This window comes from Salinicola acroporae (assembly GCF_003206615.1).
Taxonomy (GTDB): Bacteria; Pseudomonadota; Gammaproteobacteria; order Pseudomonadales; family Halomonadaceae; genus Salinicola; species Salinicola acroporae.
Genome location: NZ_PZJW01000010.1, coordinates 217084 through 224696, shown reverse-complemented (window position 1 = coordinate 224696; position 7613 = coordinate 217084). Strand labels below are relative to the sequence as shown.

Annotated in this window: 7 protein-coding genes and 1 tRNA gene; 6 read left to right on the top strand and 2 right to left on the bottom strand. The window is 60.9% G+C overall.

Features of this window, described 5'->3' with window-relative positions; translation table 11 throughout:
* The first annotated feature begins 70 nt into the window (after nt 1-70).
* On the top strand, nt 71-895 hold the full coding sequence (locus tag DOM54_RS15770) for a manganese catalase family protein (protein ID WP_110717237.1): 825 nt from the start codon (nt 71-73) through the stop codon (nt 893-895).
* A gap of 200 nt (nt 896-1095) precedes the next feature.
* A complete protein-coding gene (locus tag DOM54_RS15765) occupies nt 1096-1344 on the top strand; it encodes a DUF1654 domain-containing protein (protein ID WP_110717236.1) in 249 nt (82 codons plus the stop codon).
* Nucleotides 1345-1716: 372 nt separating this feature from the next.
* Here DOM54_RS15765 and DOM54_RS15760 read toward each other — a convergent pair.
* Both DOM54_RS15760 and DOM54_RS15750 read right to left on the bottom strand, forming a co-directional pair.
* Nucleotides 1717-1790, bottom strand: a tRNA-Gly gene (locus DOM54_RS15760).
* 622 nt (nt 1791-2412) lie between these two features.
* The gene (locus DOM54_RS15750; RefSeq protein WP_110717234.1) at nt 2413-3078 is read right to left on the bottom strand and encodes a GntR family transcriptional regulator; all 666 of its coding nucleotides are present in this window, start codon (nt 3076-3078) and stop codon (nt 2413-2415) included.
* A 227-nt stretch (nt 3079-3305) separates the two neighbouring features.
* Between DOM54_RS15750 and DOM54_RS15745 the strand changes: the two genes are divergently transcribed.
* The 4 genes from DOM54_RS15745 to DOM54_RS15730 all read left to right on the top strand — a co-directional run bounded on the left by DOM54_RS15745 (nt 3306) and on the right by DOM54_RS15730 (nt 7602).
* Nucleotides 3306-4346 (top strand): 4-hydroxythreonine-4-phosphate dehydrogenase PdxA, encoded by a 1041-nt coding sequence (locus DOM54_RS15745; RefSeq protein ID WP_110717233.1) that lies wholly within the window; start codon nt 3306-3308, stop codon nt 4344-4346.
* Nucleotides 4347-4465: 119 nt separating this feature from the next.
* Nucleotides 4466-5479: a Bug family tripartite tricarboxylate transporter substrate binding protein gene (locus DOM54_RS15740; protein ID WP_110717232.1), complete on the top strand. Its 1014-nt coding sequence runs from the start codon at nt 4466-4468 to the stop codon at nt 5477-5479.
* Nucleotides 5480-5532: 53 nt separating this feature from the next.
* Nucleotides 5533-6024 (top strand): tripartite tricarboxylate transporter TctB family protein, encoded by a 492-nt coding sequence (locus DOM54_RS15735; protein WP_110717231.1) that lies wholly within the window; start codon nt 5533-5535, stop codon nt 6022-6024.
* Between the two features lie 24 nt (nt 6025-6048).
* Entirely contained in the window at nt 6049-7602 is a 1554-nt protein-coding gene (locus DOM54_RS15730) for a tripartite tricarboxylate transporter permease (protein ID WP_110717230.1), read from the top strand.
* Nucleotides 7603-7613 lie beyond the last annotated feature (11 nt).

Genomic DNA, 7613 nt, shown 5'->3' with positions numbered 1-7613 from the left:
CTGCTGGGCAAGATCATTTAGCCTCACAAGGTGGCCGCGATTTCGCGGTCCACCATCTGCGGAGAACATCATGTTCCAGCATTCATCGAAGCTTCAGTACTCCGTAAAAGTCGACAAGCCCGATCCCCAGTTCGCGATGCTTTTGCAGCAAGCGATCGGCGGGGTCGAAGGCGAGATTCGCGTTGCGATGCAGTACTTCTTCCAGGCCATGGGAGCGCGCGGCGATGACCGCATCCGCGATTTGCTCATGTCAACGGCGATGGAAGAACTTTCGCACATCGAGATGCTTGGCCACGCTGTCGCGCTTAACCTGGAAGGTGCCCCAGTCTCCTATCAGGAGGAGTCGGCCAGGGACCCCATCATCAACGCGATACTCGGCGGCGCCAATCCTCGCCATCTACTGTCGTCCGGCCTGTCAGCAATGCCGGTCAACGCCAATGGAGTGCCGTTCGATATGAGCCATGTCTATGCGACCGGCAACCTCGCCGCGGACATGATGGCCAACGTTGCCGCCGAATCCGGTGGTCGCGTCCTGGCCTCGCGGCTCTACAACTGGACCGACGACAAGGGCATGAAGGACCTTCTCTCGTTCCTGATTGCCCGTGATACCTACCATCAACAGCAGTGGTTGGCGGTGATCGAAGAGCTGGGCGGATTCGAGAAGAATTTGCCAATTCCAAACTCCACCCCCGAGGCTCACGAGACGACAGAGCACTCCTACTACTACCTGAATACCCTGACCGACAAGAAAGCGCCTGAGGGCCGCTGGAACACGGGTCCATCGCTAGACGGCCGAGCAGCGTACTCCACACGTCAGCAGCCGGAACCAGACGGCCAGGAACTCTCCCTCGGCAAAGCGCGCAAAGGCTCTGGCGCCCAAAACGAACAGATGTAATTTCTCACCTTCGGTCCATCGTCACGATGGGCCTCCAATTCCCTATCCTCCTAACCTGTTGGCCATGCTAGAGATTAGCGGTTTCCGCTAGAGAATCTTCCTGAAAATGGCCTGACTACAGTCAGATCAAGCTATTTGCCTACCGATGACTCCTGCTTGATACTGTACATAAAACCAGCAACCCAAGGGAGCACGCTATCATGTCTGCACAGTTCAAAGCCGCCGCGTCGTATCAGCAGTTGACCCGTCGCATCCAGCGACAGATCGCCCGGGCGCGCGATCGCGAGCAGTATGCTGTCACCGTCTACCGCTTCGACGGGGACGACCCCGCCGCCTGGGAGCGTATGCTCAACGAATTCGAGGAACTGGAAGACGTCTCGGTCAATCGTATCGGCGTGGCCGAGGCGCTGGTCACCTGGAACGCAGCGGAAACGGAAGCGGCGTCATGATCACCGTTGTCGATGTCGGCCAGGCCAACCTGGGCGCGCCATCCTCCTTGATCGTTCTCGCCGCCGGCGAGGTCCGCGCGGGCTAGCCGCCGTCCGCGCACGACTCTCTCGAGACGACGCCGGATCCGAACGAGCTGCTGATTCTGCAGCCGACAGCGCCGTTCTTCATTCGGGGGGAATCATATGGCGGTGGCGCTTGATCTGATCGCGTTTCATCCGATCTTCCCTGCATGGCTGGAACCTAGCCACACCCGGGCCATACAGGCGGGTCAGGGTTGTTGCTGTCACTGTCAGTGCCTGGGGTACTTGAATGGGCAGTGCTAGATGCTGCCCGGGCTGAAGGATAATCTCGAGCGTGTCTGATTCATGAGATGGAGCGGGTGAAGGGAATCGAACCCTCGTCTTAAGCTTGGGAAGCTTCTGCTCTACCATTGAGCTACACCCGCCACGGGCTAGATCGTAAGTCCGGGGACTTGGCCTTTGCAAGCCTGCATTTCGCTGCCATCCATCCCGGTCATGCATCGGCGGCTGACAAGAGAGAGCCCGGCCCTCCTGAGGAAGACCGGGCTCTCAATCAGCTTGCGCCTGGCCAGCTGACGGCCTGGGGAACTGCCACCCGATTCCTTGGCACAGCCTTCCTTGGTGAATACCGTGAGATCTTCCTTGGCCAATAGTGAACGGCTCAATCGTCGCGCCTTGGAAGACACAACTCTTCCAAGGAAGAACCTCGAGATTGCACCGATAAAGAATATTTTAAAATTAACGCGAGTTAATGACTAAGGAATAATTTAGTATTTATTTGTAACAATACAACTTGCTAACCGGCTGAGAAGATAGTGGCAAAACGGAAGGATAAAAGATCAGAGACACCATCAATCGGTGTCAAAAAAATCCCCGACCGAAATCGGGGAACCAAGGATCTACAACGAATCTCGATCTTATCTTCTCCTACAAGGGGAAAATAGAGCCAATGATCTGATTTTTTTGTAGGACATTGCCGACAAAATAGAATCACTTCTATATATCTATTCCACTTGCCGGCATGATTCCGGGACTTCAGCGCACCCGTCAGACGACATCGCGCACCCGCTCCCAGGCGTGCTCGAGATGCTCACTCAATGCCGTCACCAAGGCTGACGCATCCCGTCGCTCAAGAGCGTCGATCATCGATTCGTGCTCGGCCACGGCTGCCGCCCACTTTGCCTCGCCTTCGTGTCCGATGAATCGAACCCGCTTGAGTTTCGATTGAAGCGAGCCGTGAACCTGAATCAGCGAGTCATTGTGACTCAGCGCCACAATGGCGGAGTGAATGCGCTGATTCGTCTTGTAATAGTCGAGCCGGTTCCCTTCGCGATAATGGTCCAGCATCTCGTTGTGCAGCTCCCGCACCCATCCAATCTCCCCGTCGCTCGCTTCGGCACAGGCCAAGCGCCCAGCCAGCTCCTCGAGCGTACGGATCAACACCAGCATGTCCTGGATGTCCTTTGCCGAGAAACGCCGAACCGAGGCGCCACGCTGTGGCGTCAGTTCCACCAGGCCCTCACTGGCCAGATAGCGAAGCGCTTCTCGCAGAGGCGTCCGCGAGACGCCGAGCCGTTCGCAAAGTGGACCTTCGTAGATCCGTTTCCCCGGCTCGAGCTCCCCCTCGATGATCATGTCACGGAGATGGCTGGTGATCGCATCGTGAAGCGAGTGCCTGGCAATCGCGGAACGCGGCGATGTCGTGTCGGACATGGCTGATCTCTTAATGGGTAGGGAACCGTTGGTCGAAATTGGCGCCTGTAATGTCTCGATTCAGCCGTGAGCCGTCCCTGCGCGACCCAGCCCAGCCGAAAGCATGCAGACATCATACTGCGCTAGCCAACGCCTTTGCCTCAATACCAACGTATAATGTATACATTTTAGTTTTGAGCGCAATCTCCTCTCAAGCAGGCACTCCGCCTCGAAGACCAGGAGATACCATGACGCCTTCATCATCGCGCGAAGCCGCGCCCGAGTTGCCGATCATCGCCCTGGCGATGGGCGATCCCGCCGGCATCAGCCCAGAGCTGACAGCCAAGCTGGCCGCAGACGAGACCGTCAAGCGAGCCGCACGCCTGGTCATCATCGGTGACCGTCGAATATTCGACGAAGGTGCCCGCGCCGCCGGTCTCTCGCCGACGCTGCACGTCATCGACGAGCAAACCTCCCTTGCCGATCTTGCGAGCACACCGGCATTTCTCGATCTTGCCAACCTGGCACCGGAAGATGTCGATCCGGGCGAGGCAACCCCGGCCGGCGGTGAATTCGCTTCAGCCAACTTCCGCCGCGCGCTCGCGCTGGCCCACGACGGTCGGGTCGACGCGGTCTGTTTCACGCCGTTCAACAAGAAGGCGATGCGCTACGCCAACCCCGGTTATGACGACGAGATTCGCTTCGTGGCGGACGCCATCGGCTTCGACGGCAAGGCTCGCGAGTTCAATATTCTCGAATCGGTCTGGAATGCCCGGGTCACCTCCCACATCCCGCTGAAAGACGTCGCCGCCGCCCTGAGCCCAGAGTCGATAATCGACGAGCTGACGCTGACCCATCGCTGCCTGCAGCAGGCCGGGCATGACCGTCCGCGCATCGCCGTCGCCGGCCTCAACCCTCACGCCGGCGACGGCGGCAGCTTCGGCATGGAGGAGATCGACATCATCGAGCCGGCGATTCAGCGCGCCCGCGAACAGGGGCTGGAGGTCGAGGGCCCCTTCCCCGCCGACACCGTCTTTCTCCGCGCGGTGAAAGAGCGCTTCCATGCGGTACTGACCATGTACCACGACCAGGGGCAGATCGCGATGAAGATGATGGGATTCGACAGCGGCGTGACGATGCTCGGCGGCCTTCCGTTCCCGGTCTGCACGCCGGCGCACGGAACGGCCTATGACATTGCCGGCCGCGGCATCGCCGACCTGGGCGCCTCCCGACAGGCGCTGTTGCTCGCCGCGCGCATGGCCGATCAGGCGCGCATGGCGGGTGTCTGAAATTTCATCGCCGCGGCCCGCGGCCAGTGGCGCTGAAAGGTAGTGGCAAGTCCGATTCAACACAGCTCACGAGCGACACCAACAAGAGCAATAACGCAAGAACCGACAGGAGAAACGCCATGTACAAGCGCAACCCGCTTTCCGCCCATCAGCTCAAGCCTCTGGCCCTGTTATTCGCCGCACTCACCGTCTCCGGGAGCGCGCTCGCCTGGCAACCGGAACGCCCCGTCGAGTTCGTGGTGACTTCCGGTGCCGGAGGCGGTACTGACACCTTCGCGCGCACCGTGCAATCGATCATCGGCAAGCACAAGCTGATGGACAAATCGATCATCGTCTCCAACAAGGGCGGCGGCAGCGGCGCCGAGGGCTACGTCTATTCGGCCTCTTCCCAGGATGATCCTTACAAGCTGACGTTCGGCACCAATAACGAGTACCTGCTGCCCGAAGTCGGGGAAATGCCCTACGCCGCCGACGATCTGCAACCGGTGGCGGCCATGGCCATGGACGAATTCCTGATCTGGGTGAACGGCGACGCCGACTACGCCAGTGCCAAGGACTTCATCGATGCCGCCAAGCAGAACCCCGGCAAGATGCAGTTCGCTGGTAGTCAATCCAAGGACACCGACCAGACTCTGGTCAGCATGATCGAGGAAGCCACCGGCACCGATTTCCGCTACGTGCCCTTCAACGGCGGCAGCCAGGCGCTGGTGCAACTGGCCGGCGGCCATGTCGATGCCAACGTCAATAATCCCAACGAGAACCTCGGTCAGTGGCAAGCCGGGATGGTCAAGCCGCTGTGCGTGTTCAGCCCGGAACAGCTTCCCAAGGGCGAGCCCGTCTACCAGGGCAAGGGCTGGGGCGATATCCCCACCTGCCAGTCCCAGGGTATCGACATCAGCGAATACCGCATGCCGAGGACCGTCTGGCTACCAGCGGGTGCCCACGAGGAGGCTGTGACCTACTACCAGGAACTGCTCAGGAAGGTCAGCGAGACACCTGAATGGAAGGACTACACCACCCGAACCGTGCAGACCAGCCGCTTCCTGACCGGCGACGAACTCCAGCAGTACATCGATGACAACGCCAAGAGCGTCAAGAAGGTGTTCGAACAGGAAGGCTGGAACGCTTCCTGAGCCCATGCCGGCGGGCGACCACTGGCGCCCGCCATGCCTCGGAGGGAATCAGCATGACCCACAATGGCATTTCCCGTTACAGCATGGAGATCGCCACGGCGCTACTGACCGGCGGGATCGGTCTCGCGATCTGCTACGGTGCCTGGCAGGTCGGTACCGGGTGGACCCCGAGCGGCCCCGATTCCGGCTACTTCCCGTTCTGGATCGGCGTGCTGGTCGTTGCCGGCAGCGTCGTCAACCTGCTGCGAACGATCGTCGGGCATCGCCACAAGGATGAGATATTCCTGGATGCCGCCCGGCTCAAGTCCCTCGCCCGGTTCGTCCTGCCGATCCTCGGCTTCGCCGTGATCTCGCTACTGCTGGGACTCTACGTGGGGACCACGCTGTACGTGCTGTTCGCCATGCGTCTCCAGGGCCATTACGCCTGGTGGAAATCGCTGGCCAGCGGCGTGGCCATCAGCGTCTGCTTCTATCTGCTGTTCGAACTCGTATTCCAGGTGCCGCTGCTGAAAGGCCCCCTGGAGCACGCGTTCGGCATCTACTAAGCGCCCGTTTCAGGGGATCGCACCATGAACAACCTTTCGCTGCTGATGGATGGCTTTGCCACCATCCTGACCTGGAATCATCTGCTGATCATGGTGATTGGCGTGATGCTGGGCATGCTGGTCGGCGTGCTGCCGGGGCTGGGCGCCCCCAACGGCGTGTCGTTGCTGCTGCCGCTGACTTTCACCATGGATCCGGTCTCGGCCATCATTCTGTTGAGCTGCATGTACTGGGGCGCGCTGTTCGGCGGCTCCACCACCTCGATTCTGTTCAATATCCCGGGAGAGCCCTCGTCGGTCGCAACGACCTTCGATGGCTACCCGATGGCACGCAATGGCGAGGCGACCCGTGCGCTGACCCTGGCCTTCATGTCCGCCGGTCTCGGCGCGCTCGCGGGCGTGGTGATGATCACGCTGCTGGCCAGCTCGGTGGCCCAGTTCGGCCTGAAGTTCTCCTCGCCGGAGTACTTCGCGGTCTACTTCCTGGCGTTCTGCAGCTTCATCGGCATGAGTTCCAGCGCGCCCTCGAAGACACTGGTCTCGATGATGCTGGGTCTGGCCTTCGCCACGGTGGGAATGGATAGCGTTTCCGGCGGCCTGCGCCTGACCTTCGACATTCCCGACCTGGTCAAGGGCATCAGCTTCCTGGTGGCGGTCATGGGCCTGTTCGGGATCGCCGAACTCATGGTCACCACCGAAGAGGGCCTGAGCTTCAACGGCATCAAGAGCCGCATTCGGGTCCGGGACATCCTGCGCACCATGGCCGAGCTGCCGCGTTACTGGGCGTCGCTGGTCCGCAGCATCCTGATCGGGATCTGGATGGGCATCACGCCCGCCGGGCCGACCGCTGCCTCGTTCATGAGCCACGGCATCGCCAAGCGCTTCTCCCGCCACCCCGAGCGCTTCGGCAAGGGCGAGCCCAACGGCATCGTCTCGCCGGAAGCGGCGGACCATTCCGCCGGGACTTCCGCGCTGCTGCCGATGCTGGCACTGGGCGTGCCGGGGTCGGCGACGGCGGCGGTGATGATGGGCGGATTGATGATCTGGGGGCTGACGCCCGGGCCGATGCTGTTCATCACCCGCCCCGACTTCGTATGGGGGCTGGTCGCCAGCATGTACCTGGGGAACGTGGTCGCAGTCATCCTGGTACTGTCGACGGTCCCGCTCTACGCCTCGATCCTGCGGGTGCCCTTCGCCATCATCGGCCCGGTGATCGTGGCGGTTATCTTCACCGGCGTCTACCAGGTCGCCAACTCCACCTTCGATTTCTGGCTGCTGCTGTTCTTCGCCCTGCTGGGTTACCTGTTCAAGAAGCTCGATTACCCGGTCGCCCCGCTGGTGCTGACCATGGTGCTCGGCCATCGCGCCGAGGAAGCCTTCCGCCAGTCGATGGTGATGTCCGACGGCTCGGTGACCGTATTCTGGTCCAACTCGCTGGTCAGCACGATCATGGGTCTCGGGGTGTTGATGCTGGTGTGGCCGCTGTTCTCCCGCATGCTCGGACTGAGAGGCTGGCGACGACGGCTGCATCGTCAGAAACCGCAGGCGTCGAAGCCGGCGACGCCCGACTCCCGTCCCTGAGACAAGGAAAC